19 protein-coding genes are annotated in these 15806 nt (G+C 58.0%); 3 read left to right on the top strand and 16 right to left on the bottom strand.

Going from position 1 to position 15806, the window contains the following annotated elements; all coding sequences use genetic code 11:
• Positions 1-164: 164 nt before the first annotated feature.
• Genes GPS82_RS01250 through GPS82_RS01235 form a run of 4 tightly spaced genes read right to left on the bottom strand, consistent with a single transcriptional unit; the run spans position 165 to position 4310 of the window.
• Positions 165-443 (bottom strand): septum formation initiator family protein, encoded by a 279-nt coding sequence (locus tag GPS82_RS01250; RefSeq protein ID WP_296490276.1) that lies wholly within the window; start codon positions 441-443, stop codon positions 165-167.
• An 8-nt stretch (positions 444-451) separates the two neighbouring features.
• Entirely contained in the window at positions 452-1735 is a 1284-nt protein-coding gene (gene eno, locus GPS82_RS01245) for a phosphopyruvate hydratase (protein WP_296490275.1), read from the bottom strand.
• 50 nt (positions 1736-1785) lie between these two features.
• Complete coding sequence (kdsA, locus tag GPS82_RS01240; RefSeq protein ID WP_296490309.1) at positions 1786-2643, bottom strand: 3-deoxy-8-phosphooctulonate synthase; 858 nt, start codon at positions 2641-2643, stop codon at positions 1786-1788.
• Positions 2643-4310 carry a CTP synthase gene (locus tag GPS82_RS01235; RefSeq protein WP_296490274.1) on the bottom strand — a complete coding sequence of 556 codons (1668 nt, stop codon included), beginning with the start codon at positions 4308-4310 and terminating at the stop codon, positions 2643-2645. The genes kdsA and GPS82_RS01235 overlap by 1 nt, the downstream gene beginning before the upstream one ends.
• Before the next feature lie 91 nt (positions 4311-4401).
• Here GPS82_RS01235 and coaBC point away from each other — a divergent pair, with 91 nt between their 5' ends.
• Together coaBC and dut are read left to right on the top strand one after the other, a co-directional pair.
• Positions 4402-5637, top strand: coding sequence for a bifunctional phosphopantothenoylcysteine decarboxylase/phosphopantothenate--cysteine ligase CoaBC (gene coaBC / locus GPS82_RS01230; RefSeq protein ID WP_296490272.1), 1236 nt, complete (start codon positions 4402-4404; stop codon positions 5635-5637).
• The gene (gene dut, locus GPS82_RS01225) at positions 5627-6073 is read left to right on the top strand and encodes a dUTP diphosphatase (RefSeq protein WP_296490271.1); all 447 of its coding nucleotides are present in this window, start codon (positions 5627-5629) and stop codon (positions 6071-6073) included. The genes coaBC and dut overlap by 11 nt, the downstream gene beginning before the upstream one ends.
• A 31-nt stretch (positions 6074-6104) precedes the next feature.
• Here dut and GPS82_RS01220 read toward each other — a convergent pair whose 3' ends face one another.
• Positions 6105-6638 (bottom strand): FKBP-type peptidyl-prolyl cis-trans isomerase, encoded by a 534-nt coding sequence (locus GPS82_RS01220; RefSeq protein WP_296490270.1) that lies wholly within the window; start codon positions 6636-6638, stop codon positions 6105-6107.
• Between the two features lie 40 nt (positions 6639-6678).
• Here GPS82_RS01220 and GPS82_RS01215 point away from each other — a divergent pair, with 40 nt between their 5' ends.
• The gene (locus GPS82_RS01215) at positions 6679-7827 is read left to right on the top strand and encodes a cupin domain-containing protein (protein ID WP_296490269.1); all 1149 of its coding nucleotides are present in this window, start codon (positions 6679-6681) and stop codon (positions 7825-7827) included.
• A 169-nt stretch (positions 7828-7996) separates the two neighbouring features.
• Here the strand turns inward: GPS82_RS01215 and GPS82_RS01210 are convergent, their stop codons facing one another.
• The 11 genes from GPS82_RS01210 to GPS82_RS01160 are packed head-to-tail and all read right to left on the bottom strand — an operon-like array spanning position 7997 to position 15690.
• Positions 7997-8302 (bottom strand): hypothetical protein, encoded by a 306-nt coding sequence (locus GPS82_RS01210; protein ID WP_296490267.1) that lies wholly within the window; start codon positions 8300-8302, stop codon positions 7997-7999.
• A gap of 48 nt (positions 8303-8350) precedes the next feature.
• Positions 8351-10036, bottom strand: a complete 1686-nt coding sequence (locus GPS82_RS01205; RefSeq protein ID WP_296490266.1) for a Na(+)/H(+) antiporter subunit D — start codon at positions 10034-10036, stop codon at positions 8351-8353.
• A complete protein-coding gene (locus GPS82_RS01200) occupies positions 10029-10283 on the bottom strand; it encodes a hypothetical protein (protein WP_296490265.1) in 255 nt (84 codons plus the stop codon). The genes GPS82_RS01205 and GPS82_RS01200 overlap by 8 nt, the downstream gene beginning before the upstream one ends.
• Before the next feature lie 11 nt (positions 10284-10294).
• On the bottom strand, positions 10295-11761 hold the full coding sequence (locus tag GPS82_RS01195) for a proton-conducting transporter membrane subunit (RefSeq protein WP_296490263.1): 1467 nt from the start codon (positions 11759-11761) through the stop codon (positions 10295-10297).
• A complete protein-coding gene (locus GPS82_RS01190; protein ID WP_296490262.1) occupies positions 11761-13245 on the bottom strand; it encodes a monovalent cation/H+ antiporter subunit D family protein in 1485 nt (494 codons plus the stop codon). The genes GPS82_RS01195 and GPS82_RS01190 overlap by 1 nt, the downstream gene beginning before the upstream one ends.
• Entirely contained in the window at positions 13242-13637 is a 396-nt protein-coding gene (locus tag GPS82_RS01185) for a cation:proton antiporter subunit C (RefSeq protein ID WP_296490260.1), read from the bottom strand. The genes GPS82_RS01190 and GPS82_RS01185 overlap by 4 nt, the downstream gene beginning before the upstream one ends.
• The gene (locus GPS82_RS01180; protein ID WP_296490259.1) at positions 13634-14062 is read right to left on the bottom strand and encodes a Na(+)/H(+) antiporter subunit B; all 429 of its coding nucleotides are present in this window, start codon (positions 14060-14062) and stop codon (positions 13634-13636) included. The genes GPS82_RS01185 and GPS82_RS01180 overlap by 4 nt, the downstream gene beginning before the upstream one ends.
• On the bottom strand, positions 14059-14586 hold the full coding sequence (locus tag GPS82_RS01175; RefSeq protein WP_296490257.1) for a DUF4040 domain-containing protein: 528 nt from the start codon (positions 14584-14586) through the stop codon (positions 14059-14061). Before GPS82_RS01175 ends, GPS82_RS01180 begins: the two co-directional genes overlap by 4 nt.
• A complete protein-coding gene (gene mnhG / locus GPS82_RS01170; RefSeq protein ID WP_296490255.1) occupies positions 14583-14912 on the bottom strand; it encodes a monovalent cation/H(+) antiporter subunit G in 330 nt (109 codons plus the stop codon). The genes GPS82_RS01175 and mnhG overlap by 4 nt, the downstream gene beginning before the upstream one ends.
• Complete coding sequence (locus GPS82_RS01165; protein ID WP_296490254.1) at positions 14909-15214, bottom strand: monovalent cation/H+ antiporter complex subunit F; 306 nt, start codon at positions 15212-15214, stop codon at positions 14909-14911. The genes mnhG and GPS82_RS01165 overlap by 4 nt, the downstream gene beginning before the upstream one ends.
• A complete protein-coding gene (locus GPS82_RS01160; protein WP_296490253.1) occupies positions 15214-15690 on the bottom strand; it encodes a Na+/H+ antiporter subunit E in 477 nt (158 codons plus the stop codon). Before GPS82_RS01160 ends, GPS82_RS01165 begins: the two co-directional genes overlap by 1 nt.
• Positions 15691-15806: the final 116 nt, after the last annotated feature.

Raw genomic sequence — 15806 nt, 5'->3', positions numbered from 1 at the left:
GTTCATCTAACGCGAGACGATCACGCTGACAAGACAATGTTCCAAGCCCGAGCTCTAAGAGCATTGGTTCAAGGAAATATAAAACCCGGCATACACGGCAGGCAAATTGATTGTAGTGTCGCCAACGCCGCTGGTGGCAAGAACCGTGTGAAAAAAAGATGCGTTCAGGGCCGTGCGATTTGGACAAAAATTTCATTTGCCTTGATCATGCCCAGCTCCAGGCGCGCCTTCTCTTCAATCATTTCCAGACCTTCTTTCAAATCCCGAACTTCGGCGGCAAGTTGCTGGTTGGCCAGCACTGCTTGCTGGTTAAGCTCGGCTTGCATCTTGAGTTGTGCCTGTAGCTGAGCCACGTTCGATATGCTGCCACGCCCCAGCCACAACTGCGCGTGCAAAACCACGAGCAGGGCAATCAGGAGGAGCATCACCGAGCGTGAGCCCATGGCAGACCTCAGCGAAGGTTGTAGAAGGCAGCGCGCCCAGGGTAGCTGGCGATTTCACCCAGATCTTCTTCAATGCGCAGCAACTGGTTGTATTTGGCCATGCGATCGGAGCGGCTGAGCGACCCGGTTTTGATTTGTCCGGCGTTGGTGCCCACAGCAATGTCGGCAATGGTGGAGTCTTCTGTTTCACCCGAGCGGTGACTGATGACTGCGGTGTAACCCGCCTTTTTCGCCATCTCGATGCAGGCAAAGGTCTCGGTCAGGGTGCCAATCTGGTTGATCTTGATCAGGATCGAATTGGCGATGCCTTTGTCGATGCCTTCCTTGAAAATCTTGGTGTTGGTGACAAACAGGTCGTCACCCACAATTTGCACCTGCTTGCCCAGACGGTCGGTCAGGACTTTCCAGCCGTCCCAATCACCCTCGGCCATGCCGTCTTCGATGCTGATGATCGGGTATTTGTCCACCCAGGTGGCCAGCATGTCGGTCCAGGCTTCGGCAGTCAACACCAGACCTTCGCCCTGAAGGTGGTAATGGCCATCTTTGTAAAACTCGCTGGCGGCGCAATCCAGGCCGATGGCAATCTGCTCACCTGCGGTGTAGCCGGCTTTGTCGATTGCCTGCAAAATCAACTGGATGGCGGCTTCATGGTTTTCCACGCTGGGCGTAAAACCACCCTCGTCACCAACGGCGGTACTCATGCCTTTTTCGTCGATGATTTTCTTCAAGGCATGGAACACTTCAGCGCCGTAACGCAGGGCTTCGCGGAAACTGGGAGCGCCCAGCGGGATAATCATGAATTCCTGCAAATCAAGGCTGTTGTTGGCATGCGCGCCACCGTTGATGACGTTCATCATCGGCACTGGCAATTGCATGCCGCCCATGCCGCCAAAGTAGCGATACAGCGGCAAGCCGGATTCTTCGGCGGCGGCGCGGGCCACGGCCATGGAGACGGCCAGCATGGCATTGGCACCCAGGCGGCTCTTGTTTTCGGTGCCATCCAGGTCGATCAGAGTCTTGTCCAGAAACCCTTGCTCGGAAGCATCCAGGCCCAGCACGGCCTCGGAAATTTCTGTGTTGATGTACTCGACCGCTTTCAGAACACCCTTGCCGAGGTAGCGGGACTTGTCGCCATCACGCAACTCAATCGCCTCTCGGCTGCCGGTGGAGGCACCCGACGGCACCGCGGCGCGGCCCATGGTGCCCGACTCCAGCAACACATCGCACTCAACCGTGGGGTTGCCACGGGAGTCCAGAATTTCACGACCAACAATGTCAACGATTGCACTCATGGGGTTCTTTCTTTAAAAAATTGAAAGTAAATAAAACTTTAGCAAATGGGTCAGGCGGCAAAATGGTTCTCTAGAAATCCATGCCGCTTGGTCACCCGGTCCAGCGCCAGCAGGGTTTCAAGCAGGGCTCGCATGTGTTTGAGCGGCACGGCGTTGGGGCCGTCACTGAGGGCTTTGGCTGGATCAGGGTGCGTTTCCATGAAGAGTCCGGCCACGCCCACTGCCACCGCCGCGCGCGCCAGCACCGGCACCATCTCACGCTGGCCGCCGCTGCTGGTGCCTTGGCCGCCGGGTAATTGCACCGAGTGGGTGGCATCGAACACCACCGGCGCACCGGTTTCGCGCATGATGGCCAGCGAGCGCATGTCGCTCACCAGGTTGTTGTAGCCAAAGCTGACACCGCGTTCGCAGGCCATGAAGTTGTCTTCAGGCAGGCCTTTTTCGCGGGCAGCAGCGCGCGCTTTGTCGATCACATTTTTCATGTCACCGGGAGCCAGAAATTGCCCTTTTTTGATGTTGACGGGCTTGCCAGACTGCGCCACCGCGCGTATGAAGTCGGTTTGGCGGCACAAAAAGGCCGGGGTTTGCAGAACGTCCACCACGGCCACCACTTGCGCGATCTGGTCTTCCGAGTGAATGTCGGTTAGCACGGCCAAACCCAATTCGCGCTTGACCTTGGCCAGAATCTCCAGACCTTTGTCGATGCCGGGGCCGCGGAATGTGCCGCCACTGGAGCGATTGGCCTTGTCGAAGCTGCTCTTGAAAATAAACGGGATGCCCAACTCTTGTGTGATTTCCTTGAGCGTGCCAGCCGTGTCCATCTGCAATTGCTCGGACTCAATCACGCAGGGACCGGCAATCAGAAAAAACGGCTGCTGCAAGCCGACGTCAAAACCACACAGCTTCATCAGGCCACCGCCTTCAGGGTGGTGGCGATGCATTGATGGTCGAGCGCCGCCCGGACGAAGGCGTTGAAGAGGGGGTGGCCGTTCCACGGCGTCGACTTGAATTCGGGGTGAAACTGGACGCCCACAAACCAGGGATGCACGTCTTGCGGCAGTTCCACAATTTCGGTCAGGTGTTCGCGCTGTGTCAAGGCGGAGATCACCAGACCGGCCTGGCGCAGCGTGTCGAGGTAATTCACGTTGGCCTCGTAGCGATGACGATGGCGCTCGGTGACCACATCACCGTAGATCTTGTGCGCCAGCGTGCCCTTGGTCACATCTGAGCTTTGCGCGCCAAGGCGCATGGTGCCGCCAAGGTCGGAATCTTCGTTGCGTTTCTTGATACTGCCGTCTTCGTCTTTCCATTCAGTGATCAGGGCAATGACCGGTTGTGGCGTCGTTGGATTGAACTCCGTGCTGTTGGCTTCGGTGAGGCCGGCCACATGGCGCGCGAACTCGATGGTGGCAACCTGCATGCCCAGACAAATACCCAGATAGGGCACCTTGTTCTCGCGCGCAAAGCGGGCCGCGCATATCTTGCCTTCCACGCCGCGCACACCGAAGCCACCCGGCACCAGAATCGCATCGAACTTGGCCAGGCGGGCCACGTTGTCGGGGGTGATGGTTTCCGAGTCGATGTAGTCAATTTTGATGCGCACATGGTTCTTCATGCCGGCATGGCGCAGCGCTTCGTTCAGCGACTTGTAGCTGTCGCTCAACTCCACGTATTTGCCAACCATGACGATATTGACGTCGCCCTGTGGGTGGGCGGTTTCATACACCAGATCATCCCAGCGCTTGAGGCTGGCGGGCGGCGTGTTCAGGCGCAACTTGTCGCAGATCAGGCCGTCCAGCCCCTGCTCATGCAACATGCGCGGCACCTTGTAAATGGTGTCCACGTCCCACATCGAGATCACTCCCCAAATCGGCACGTTGGAAAACAATGAAATCTTTTGGCGCTCTTCCTCGGGGATCGGGCGATCGGCACGGCACAGCAGCGCGTCGGCCTGAATGCCGATCTCTCGCAGTTGCTTGGCGGTATGTTGGGTCGGTTTGGTCTTGAGCTCACCCGCCGCGGCAATCCAGGGCACATAGCTCAAATGGACAAACGCACTGTTGTTGGGGCCCAGTTGCAGGCTGAGCTGGCGCACCGCCTCGAGAAAGGGCAGCGACTCAATGTCGCCCACGGTACCGCCAATTTCGACAATGGCCACATCGACTCCCTCAGGGGTGCCAAAACCGGCGCCGCGCTTGATGAAGTCCTGAATTTCATTGGTGACATGCGGAATCACCTGCACCGTTTTGCCGAGGTAATCACCCCGACGCTCTTTTTCGAGCACACTTTTGTAAATTTGACCCGTGGTGAAGTTATTGGTCTTCTTCATGCGCGTTTCGATAAAACGCTCGTAGTGACCCAGATCCAGATCGGTTTCAGCACCATCGTCCGTTACAAACACCTCACCATGCTGAAACGGCGACATGGTGCCCGGGTCCACATTCAGATAGGGATCAAGCTTGATCAAGGTGACTTTGAGGCCGCGCGATTCCAGGATCGCAGCAAGTGAGGCGGAGGCAATTCCCTTGCCCAGGGAAGACACTACACCGCCGGTGACGAAGACAAATTTGGTCATGTCAGAGTGAGTTATGAGCTCGGGAAGCTGGTAAAGACAGATTATAGAGTCCACCTCCATGCCTTCTGTGTGGTCTGTTACATTGCGACGCATGAAAGATTTAGCTGAAAAACACATTGTTTTGGGTCTCTCGGGCGGCATTGCCTGCTACAAGGCGGCCGAACTGTGCCGTTTGTTGCTCAAGGCTGGCGCCACGGTTCAGGTGGTCATGACGCAAGCGGCAGAGCAGTTCATGACACCCGTCACCATGCAGGCCTTGAGCCAGCGCGCGGTGTATGGCTCGCAATGGGACCCGCGTGCGGCCAACAACATGGCGCATATCAACCTCACCAGGGAAGCCGATGTCTGCCTGGTTGCGCCCGCCAGCGCCGACTTTATTGCCAAGCTGGCGCAGGGACAGGCTGACGATCTGCTCACTTTGATGTGCCTGGCCCGCCCGGCAGACCGGGTGCCCTTGCTGATTGCGCCGGCCATGAACCGGGAAATGTGGCTACACCCGGCGACCCAGCGCAATGTGGTGCAGGTGCAGGCCGATGGCGCTGTTGTGCTGGGTGTGGGCCACGGCGATCAGGCGTGTGGTGAAACCGGCGACGGCCGCATGCTCGAGCCAATGGAACTTCTGGACGAACTGATCTCCTTTTTCCAACCCAAAGTGTTGGCCGGTCAACAGGTTCTGATCACTGCCGGTCCAACTTATGAAGCCATTGACCCGGTGCGTGGCATCACCAATCTGTCGAGTGGCAAGATGGGTTTTGCCATTGCCCGTGCCGCCCGCGAAGCCGGCGCCACCGTGACGTTGGTGGCCGGACCTGTCAGTTTGCCAACGCCGCGCGGCGTCAACCGGATCGATGTGAAATCTGCACTGGACATGCTGACGGCTGTGAAACAGCATGAGCCGACTGCATCCATCTTCATTGCAGCGTCGGCGGTGGCAGACTGGCGGCCCGCCAGCACCTCGGAATCAAAAATCAAGAAAGACGGCAGCGGCCAACCGCCAGAATTGCAGTTTGTTGAAAATCCGGACATTCTGGCGACCCTGGCCCAGTCGGAGCGGGGCAGGAGCCGCGCGCTTTTCTGTGTCGGGTTTGCCGCAGAAAGTCACGATCTGATGGCCAACGCGCAAGCCAAGCGGGCGCGCAAGGGCGTGCCGCTGCTGGTGGGGAACATCGGCCCGGACACTTTTGGGCAAGATGACAATGCGCTGCTGTTGGTGGATGAAAACGGGGCGCGTGAGTTGTCACGCGACTCCAAGCTGTCGCTTGCTCGCAAATTAATGGCGGAAGTTGCCCATCGGATTGGTGCGGGAGAAGTCAATGATGAAAATTGATGTGAAAGTGGTTGATCCGCGCATGGCAGAGCTATTGCCCGCCTATGCGACACCCGGCAGTGCCGGTCTGGATTTGCGCGCCTGTCTTGACGCTCCGCTGACGTTGACTGCCAATGCCTGGCATCTGGTGCCCACCGGCATTGCGATTTATTTGCAGGACCCCGGGTTTGCCGCCATGATCCTGCCGCGCTCCGGTCTGGGTCACAAGCACGGCATCGTGTTGGGCAATCTGGTGGGTTTGATCGACAGTGATTACCAGGGTCAGCTGATGGTGAGCGCATGGAACCGCAGCGACGTCGCATTCACCATTGAACCCATGGAGCGCATTGCCCAACTGGTCATCGTGCCGGTGGTTCAGGTCCAGTTCAATGTGGTGACCGAGTTTCCAGCCAGCGTGCGCGGTGAAGGTGGCTACGGCTCAACCGGCAAGGCTTGACGCCGTCTGACAACGATTTGTGCCGCTCCCGTTAATGCAGAGAACTGCTGCCCGGTGCCAGATTGTGCATGGGGGTGATCTTGAAAAAACCGGTGCCTGCGCTGCCACATCCAATTTCAGCTTCCGTGGCTTCGCGCACACCGCGCACCTGCAACGTCAGATGCAGCGCAATGCCAGCGAGCGGATGGTTGCCGTCCAGCACCACATGCTCGGGGTAAATGTCAGTCACGGTGTAGAGCACATCCTTGGGCATGTCCGGGGTACAGCCAGCGGGCAGGGCGGCTCCCTCGAAGGTCAGACCCTCCTCCAGTTCGGGTGGAAAGAGTTCGCGACGTTCCAGAAAGATCAACTGGTCATTGAACTCGCCAAAGCCCTGCTCGGGTTCGATGTGCAGGTTGACCGTGGCGCCAACCGTGTGGCCTTGCAGCGCGGCCTCAATGACTTCAAACAAGTCACCGCCCCCGACCAAAAATTCCACGGGCTCATCGAGCACGTCCAGTTCTTCACCCAAAGAGTCTTTGAGTGTCCAGCTTAAAGCGACGACGCATTGTTGTGTGATTTCCATACGAGAATTGTCGCAGACAAAAACCCCAACGGAGAACCCCATGGATGTCACCCAAGCGCTGCCTTTATTAGGCGGCATCAGCCCCCAATTGTTCATGAAGCGCTATTGGCAAAAGAAGCCACTGCTGGTCAGACAAGCGATTCCCGGCTTCAAGCCCCTGCTGGACCGCGCGCAACTGTTTGAACTGGCAGCCAATGAGGACGCCCAGACCCGCATGGTCATCCAGGAGCCGGGCAGCAAACCGGGGTGGCGTTTCAAGCACGGACCGTTTCAGCGCCGCGCCTTGCCGCCGCTGAAACAGGCGGGCTGGACCATTCTTGTGCAGGGTGTCGATTTGCACCATGACCGGGTGCATGACCTGATGAACCAGTTCCGGTTTGTACCTGATGCCCGGTTGGATGACCTGATGATCAGTTTTGCCACCGATGGTGGCGGCGTGGGGCCGCACTATGACAGCTACGACGTGTTTTTGCTGCAGGCGCAGGGCCAAAGACGCTGGCGCATCGGACGTCAGAAGGACCTCAGCCTGCAGCCCGATGTGCCTCTGAAGATTCTGGCCAATTTTGAGCCGGAGGTGGAATACCTGCTGGAGCCGGGCGACCTGCTGTATTTGCCCCCGCGTTATGCCCATGATGGCATTGCTGTGGGCGAATGTATGACCTATTCCATTGGCTTTCGCATTCCCAACCGGGGCGAACTGGCGCGGGAATTGTTGCAACGCCTGGCTGAAGATGCCGAAGAGGTTGTGGGCGTGGGTTTGTACCGGGACCCAAATCAGCCTGCCGTGAATCAACCGGCTGAAATACCGGCCACGATGATGGAGTTTGCCCAGAACGCACTGCAGGATGCCCTGCAAGACAGTCTGGCCCTGGCTCGCGGGCTGGGTGAATACATGACCGAGCCCAAGCCTAATGTCTGGTTTGAAGCGCGTGTCGGGTCGGCTGACGACACGCAGGCGATGAAAGCGCGGGGGGTTCGTCTGGACCGACGTACCAAAATGATGTTTGATCCCCACCATATTTTCATCAATGGCGAAAGTTTCAGCGCTTCAGGTCGGGACGCCACCTTGATGCGTGCTTTGGCCAACAGCCGCTATTTGACCGGCAGGGATGTGGCAAAGCTCAGTGTGCAAGCGCTTGTTTTGTTAGCGGCATGGTGCGCGGCAGGGTGGCTGGATGCTCAAAATTGAGGCAAATGATGAATCCAATAGATTGTTGCAAACATATTTTGAGTTTTCGGTCAAGCGTAAAAACCAGTAGTTTAAAACTATAATTTGCCCCCAAGCCGGTTCAACATTCAGTTAACCGGCCTGGTTTTGTGGGGCTCCACGAATCAATTTCCGGAAATTGTCTTTTTTATCAGGTATTACATATGAATAAATCTCTCGTTCTGATCGCTGTGATCGCTGCTGCTGCTGCTCTCTCTGCCTGTGGCAAAAAAGAAGAAGCTCCTGCGCCTGCACCGGCTCCTGTGGCTGCACCAGCACCTGCTGTTGAAGCTGCACCTGCTGCTCCCGCTGCCTCCGACGCTGCTGCTCCCGCAGCTTCTGCCGCTTCTAAATAAGTCAAGAAATAATTGCCTCGCAATTTTTCTTGAAAAGCCACCTTCGGGTGGCTTTTTTTTATAGTGCGCCCAGCATCGGCGCGCTGAGGTTGACTACTCAAGCTGATGCCTCTTCACCTTGGGCTGTGCCGAAAAAATTCGCGTCAGACTCAGACGTAGTACAGGATGAGAAAACCAAGCAGCAGGACCAGCACCCACATGGCCATGCTTCGGGTGGACCAGGTTCGCGCAAACCGCCCGTCCTGGCGATGCTGGTAGAGCACCAGAGCCATGGACTCGGTGATCAGCACGTAGGCCGCATGGACCAGCAGGTTCCAGGCTTTCATTAACGGCATCCCCACCTTGTGCAGCAGCGCCGGCAGCACAAAGCGCCACATCCAATCCGTATCGAGTGTGATGGTCAGCGTGCGTTTCAGGTAAGGCAGCAGCACAAAGAAGGCCAGACCAGAGAACAGTAGCAACTGCAGTTGTGTCACCACATGCGCCCCGGTATAGGGCACGTAACTGACGTGGTAGGGCAGCAGTGCATACAGCGGCTCAGGCCAGACGCCCAGCGCGATGCAAAGAAACGAAAAGATGACCATGGCCCAGCGCATGCTCAGCGGTGGTTCGGCGGGGCGCAGCCCCGAGTCCTTGTGGAAGAACACAAACCAGGGAAACTTAAGGCCGGCGTGCAAAAATGCGCCCGCTGAAGCAGCGGTGAGCAACAGCCAGACCCACAGCAGATGGCCATCAAGTGCGGCCTGCGAGACCATCGACTTCGAGATGAAACCGGAGGTAAACGGAAAAGCTGAAACGGCCAGCGCACCGACCGTGCCACAGACTGCCGTCAAGGGCATGGTGCGCACCAGACCGCCCAACTCGGTGCACTTGCGTTTGCCGGTCATTTGCATGACCGAGCCAGCCGACATCAGCAACAGCGCCACGTAAATGACGCCGGCAAAGGCCTGCGCGGTCGCGCCATTGAGCGACATCTCGGTGCCAAGGCCAACGCCGACCATCATCAGGCCACCCTGGTTGACGATGGTGTAGGCCAGGATGCGGCGTATGTCGTTTTCCAGCAAGCCGTAAATGATGCCGTAAAAGGCCATGAACAGGCCAAGCCAGATGAGCAATTCGGTGCCTGGAAAACCACGAATCAGCACATAGACCGCCGTTTTGGTGGTGAACGCCGACAGGAACACAGTCCCGCTCCAGGATGCCTCGGGGTAAGCATCCGGCAGCCAAGCCGACAGCGGCGGTGCCGCAACGTTGATCAGGAATCCGATCAGAATCAGCCAGTGGGCGGGCGAATCAAGCCCCAAACGCGCGAAGGTTACATCACCGGTGTTGACGATTTGGCCGGTGACACCGGCAAACAGCACCACGCCGCCCAGCAGATGAATCATCAGGTAGCGCCTGGCCGCGCGGTAAGCTGCTTCGGTGCCCTGGCTCCACAGTACCAGGGTTGAGCCGACCGCCATCAGTTCCCAGAACACAAAGACCGTGACCAGATCTCCAGCCAGGGCCACGCCAATGGCCGAACCGGCATAGACAAAGGCTGCGGGCACCTCGACTCGGCTTTTTTGCGTTATGGCAAACAGGCCACCGCCAGTGGCCATCAGCGCGAAGATGGTCGCAAACAGGCGCGACAGTTTGTCGCCCTGTAGCGGTGTGAGGGTGTAATCCAGAAAACGCAGTTGCCAGGCAGGTCCGTCGGGCACCTGCCACACCAGCGCCAGCACGAGCAGCGGCAAAGCCACAATCGCAACCGAACGAGCCGTACCGCGCAAAAAAGGCAGCAGCAGGGCGCCAACAATGAGCACCAGCCCGGGATGAAACAAAACCTCAGTCATTGTCTTTGCCGTAATAGGACTCGGGTCGTTTCAGCACCTGCGCCAAACCCAAGGCAACAACCACCCAAAAAGCGCACATCAGCAGGCCAAACCAGGCGTTGAAACCAAAAATGGCGTCGATTTCAAAATGGGGGTGCAAAGGCACCACCAACTCAGCCAGCACCGTGAGCACGAGCACAAGCAGAAAACCGCGCCACAGCAGCTTGATGTTGCGGGGCTGATCGAGCCAGTGGGTTTTTTCTTCCATTGGGTTCATCCTCACGGGTTGATCATTTGACGGGCCAGCGCCAGGGGCACGTCAGGAAAGAAAAACAACAGCACCGTGGCAGCCGCGGTTGCGGTCAGGGCGATCACCATGGGTAAGGGTGCTTCACCGTGTGGATGGCCGTGCGGATCGGCGGGCGCTGCAACAAAGAATGCCCGGTAAACAATGGGCAGAAAATAACCGGCATTGAGCAGTGTGCTCAACACGATGACAGAGACCGCCAGCCAGTGCTGGCTGGCCATGGCTCCCGACAACATGTACCACTTGGAAATAAAGCCGACGGCCGGCGGCAGGCCGATCATCGACAGCGCGGCAATGGCAAAGGCACCCATGGTCCAGGGCATGCGCCGGCCAATGCCGTCAAGCTGGCTGACCTCGGTTTTGTGGGCCGCAGTGTAAATGGCGCCAGCGGCAAAGAACAGCGTGATCTTGCCAACGGCGTGGGCTGCAATATGCAACACAGCTCCCACCAGGGACAAGGGCGCCAGCAGGGCGGCAGCCATCGTGACGTAAGACAGTTGGCTGACCGTGGAGTAGGCGAGCCGACGTTTCAGGTTGTCAGCGGTCAGTGCCACCCCAGAGGCTGCAATGATGCTGAAACCGGCCACGACCACCAGCCAATTTGTGGCGCCAGCGGTGGCCAGGGTGTCAACGCCAAAGACGTAGACCACCACCTTGACCACGCTGAAAACACCAGCCTTGACCACGGCCACTGCATGCAGCAGTGCCGACACTGGCGTGGGTGCCACCATGGCGGCCGGCAGCCAGCGGTGAAACGGCATGAGCGCCGCCTTGCCAATGCCAAATACGCACAAACCCAGCAGCAGCGCCAATTCGCCGGGTTTGAGCTTGTCGGCCAGTATGCCGCCCACCGTGAAGTCGGTGGTCCCCGCGATATACCAAATGAACACCAGGGCCGGCAGCAGGAAAACGGTGGATGTGCCCAACAGCAGACCAAGGTAAACCCGTCCGCCGTCGCGCGCTTTTTCAGTTCCGGCGTGGGTGACCAGGGGGTAGGTGCTGAGTGTCAGCACCTCATAGAAGACGAACAGGGTGAGCAGGTTGCCGGAGAAGGCAATGCCCATCGTGGCAGCCAGGGAAAGCGCAAAGCAGACAAAAAATCGTGTCTGGTTGGCTTCCTTGTTGCCACGCATGTAACCGATCGAGTAAAGTGAATTGACAATCCACAGGCCTGATGCAATGAGTGCAAACAGCATGCCGAGCGGCTCGACCTGAAAGGCAATGTCCAGGCCCGGCAGCAAGCTGAACAGGACCAGACTGGGGCGCGCGCCAGCCATGACCAGCGGCAGCAACGTCAACACCACCGCCAGCAGCAGGGTGGATGTCAGCAGGGTGACGGCTTCACGCAGATTGGGGCTGCGCCCTGCCAATGAGATCAACAACGCGCCGACCGAAGGCAGCGCCATGGACGCCAGAATGGCTTGTTCGGGTGTCAGCATCAGCGTGTCCCCCTGAGCAGTGCCGCAGCAGCCTCAGTGGCAGTGCCAAGGGTGAATGAAGTGTCAAGTCCGAAATACACAATGGCAAGCACCATGACAGCAGTGGGAACAGACATCAACCAGGGTGTTGCAGTGACATTGGCTGCGTCCTGGCGCGGCTCACGCAGGTACGCCGCTTCGACAAAGCGCCAGACGTAAACAGCGGCCAGCAGGGATGACAGCACAATCATGAACACCAGCCACCATTGGCCTTTTTCCAGTGCCGCCAACAGCAAATACCACTTGCTGATAAAACCGGCCGTGCCCGGCACGCCCATTAACGATAGCCCGCCAATCACGATGCCGAAGCTGGCCAGCGGCATGCGTTTGCCCAGACCCTGCACCCGTGCCAGGCTGGTGCCACCCACGCCGAGCGCAACGCACCCGAGCAGCATGAAGATGGCGCCCTTGGTCACGCCATGGTTGAACAGGTGCACGATGCTGGCGGTCAGTCCGTTGACCGAGTTGAATGACAGGCCAAGAATGATGTAGCCAATCTGTGCCACGCTCGAATAGGCAAACAAACGCCTCAGGTCAGTTTGAAAAATGGCAATGGTGGAGGCCGCAAACATGCCGGCCAGCGCCAGCAGCAACATCATTTCCTGCATTGGCAGTTTGGCAAATACCGCTGATTCGCCAAACACCGAGAAATAGAAGCGCAGCAACACGTACACCGCCACCTTGGTGGCCGTGGCAGCCAAAAATGCCGACACTGCCGAAGGGGCGTAAGCGTAGGCGTTTGGCAACCACTGGTGGAGCGGGAACAGCGCAAGCTTGAGCGATATACCCACGGTAATGAAGGCCAGCGCTGCCAAGACCGGCCGTGTGCCCTGCACCGAGGCAAGACGCTGCCCCATGTCAGCCAGGTTCAGGGTGCCTGTCATGAGGTAGAGCAAACCGATCCCGACCACCAGAAAGGTGGCACCGATGGAGCCCATGATCAGGTACTGGTAAGCGGCAAACAGCGCCCGGCGATCGCGTCCGAGCGCAATCAGCACATAAGCCGAGAGCGAGGAGACTTCAATGAAAACGAAAATATTAAACGCATCCCCGGTGATTGCAATGCCAAGCAGTCCGGCCAGACACAACACAAACATGGTGTAAAAAAGATAGTGCTGCTGCGGCGGCACTTCGGCTTCGATGCTGGAGCGACTGAAAGGCAGCACCAGGGCGGCAATGCCGGACACCAGCACCAGCAAGAAAGAACTCAAGCGATCAACCCGGTATTCGATACCCCAGGGCGCAGGCCAGCTGCCAATGGCGTAGCTGATGGTGCCGCCGCTGGCTACCTGCAACCACAACAGGATCGAGATCGCAAAAGCAATCCAGCTTGCCACCAGCGCCACGGCAAAAGCCACACTGCGCTGGCGCAGCAGCACCGTGAGTGGCGCTGCGATCAGCGGGACAACAACTTGCAATGCAGGCAGGTGCTGGGCCAAACTCATGGTGCGTTACCGTCGCCTTCTGACTGGGCTTCCTGGGCCAGGATGTCATCTTCCTCGATGGTGCCGTAGGCCTCGCGAATGCGCACCACCAGGGCCAGTCCCAAAGCCAGGATTGCCACCCCCACCACAATGGCCGTCAGAATCAGAACATGCGGCAGAGGGTTTGAATAGACCGTGAACGCGTCGCTCAGGATGGGGGCGGTGCCGCCAATCAATTTGCCCGGCCCGATGTAAAGCAGATAAACCGACGTTTGAAAAATGCCGAGGCCGACCAGCTTTTTGATCAGATTGGTGCGCGAGATGACGATGAACAAGCCCGCGACCATCAGAAAGATGGTGATGAAATAGGTGAAGTGGCTGCCCAATGCCGCTGGAGTGCTGACGCCGCTCATTCTTCGTCCGCCTTGCCGCGGTCAGCAAACATGTAAAAGATCTTGAGCATCACGCCTGATACCGTGGTGGCGACTCCCACCTCGACCCAGAAAATGCCACGATGCTGGCCAAGCACCGGGTTGGGGTCGAGCACAAAGTAGTCAAGAAAATTGCCTCCCAGCAGCAAACCCGCCACACCGACTCCAGCGTAAATCAGCACACCAATCGCCATCATGGATTCCACCAGAGGTTCAGGCACCACCTTGCGGGCATCGGCCAAACCATAAATGAGGGCATAAAAAATAACGGCGGCCGCCAGGATCACGCCCGCCTGGAAGCCGCCACCCGGACCAAAGTCGCCGTGAAACTGCACATACAGGGCAAACAGCAAAATAAACGGGATCAGCAGCTTGGCGATGACCCGCAGAATCAGGTCGTTTTTCACGGCTTGCGCCCCTTTCGGCGGCGTCGCAACAGGGCAACCACTCCGGCGCCGGCGGTGAAGACCACCACGGTTTCACCCAACGTGTCAAAACCACGGTAGCTGGCCAATACGGCGGTGACGGCGTTGGGCACATCGACCTCTTGCTTCATCTCATTCAGGTATCGTGGCGCAACATGCACATGGATGGGTGCCTTGGGATCCGAAAAGTCAGGCAGGCCAAGGGTGCCGTACACCAGCATGCCACCCACAGACATTGAAACCAAAAGTGGCAGAAATGGCTTGCTGGGCGGGTGAGCCTCTTCGCTTTTACCCAGGTAGAGCGCGGCCAGCAAAAGAACAGTCGAGATACCCGCACCCACCGCCGCTTCGGTCATGGCCACGTCAACCGCGTCCATGGCCACCAGCACAGTGGCCATCAGGAAGCTGTAAATGCCGCTGAGCAGGATCACAGCAAACAGGTTGCGGCTGCGGATGATGACCAGCACGCTCACCGCCATCATGACCATCAGCACGTTAATGATCAAGGCTTCGATGGTATTTTCTCCTCGGGTGCCAGCAAGGGCTTGAGCCCCCGGACCATGGCGGCACGCGCCAACGCATGCGTGGCTGTCGGGCTGACAAACAGAATCAACAAGCCCACCATGAGCAGTTTGACGGTCACCAGGGTGAGCCCTGCCTGCAGCATCAGCCCCAGCAATATCAGCCCGGCGCCGAGTGTTTCGATCACGCTGGCGGCATGCATCCGGGTATAAAAATCAGGCATACGCACCAAGCCGATGGCACCCACGATGCAAAAAACACCACCGAGCACCAGGAACAACCAACTCGCTGAAGTAATGAGTATGCTCATGCGGAGGGCTTCTCTTCTGCCGTTGATTCATTTGGGTCATCACCCGGATCCCCCAAATCACCGCGTTGGAAATACTTGAGCACGGCAATCGTACCGATCACGTTCAGCAGGCCGTACACGATCGCCAGATCCAGAAACTCGGGGCGACCATTCAGAAACCCCATGACAGCCAGCAGCAACATGGCCAACGTGCCAATGGTGTTGGCCGCCTGCGCCCGGTCAAAAACCGTTGGTCCCAAAGCAGCGCGCGTCAGAGCCAGGGCCAGGGAGACCAGCAGCGCGAGGGCAGCGGCCGCGAACATCAGCCTTTGCCCTCGCAGGCCGTGACACGCCGGTCCATTTCGCTGTCCACCACCGCATGCGCAGACTCGCGGGTCAAGCCGTGCACAAAGAACTCCTGGGCATTGGCTTCAATGGTGATGGTGGCGGGGGTGAGTGAGATGGAGTTGCCATGCAACACCAGCCCGACCTGTGTTCGTTGGGTGGGTTTGAAGCGCACCAATGTCGGACTGATGGGCATCCTGGGATGCAAAATGATTTTGCTGACGTACCAGCCGGATTTGATGATCTCCTTGAAAAGCCAAACCCAGTAGACCAGGGCATGCAGCCCCAATTGGATCGGGTGGCCCTCAGCGTCAACCACGTGCATGCGTCGCGCAAACCAGGTCACGGCCAATGCACAACCCACGCCCGACAGTGTTAAAAATGGCGTGTAAAGACCTGACAACAGGAGCCAGAAGATGTATAAAAAAACGAACAGGCTGAATGAGCGAATCACGGAAGTGGCGTTCTGAGAATTTAAGTTTGGGCGATTGTAGACAGGTCTTGAGTTGAATTGAAGCGGTTAAAACGGCACGCCAAATCGACAAAAATAGAGGGGATTGGGTTGGCGCG

The sequence above is a fragment of the Rhodoferax sp. genome, from assembly GCF_011391645.1.
Classification (GTDB): domain Bacteria; phylum Pseudomonadota; class Gammaproteobacteria; order Burkholderiales; family Burkholderiaceae_C; genus Rhodoferax.
Note: the sequence above shows the minus strand (reverse complement) of the source record. Positions and strands in the feature narration are given on the sequence as shown.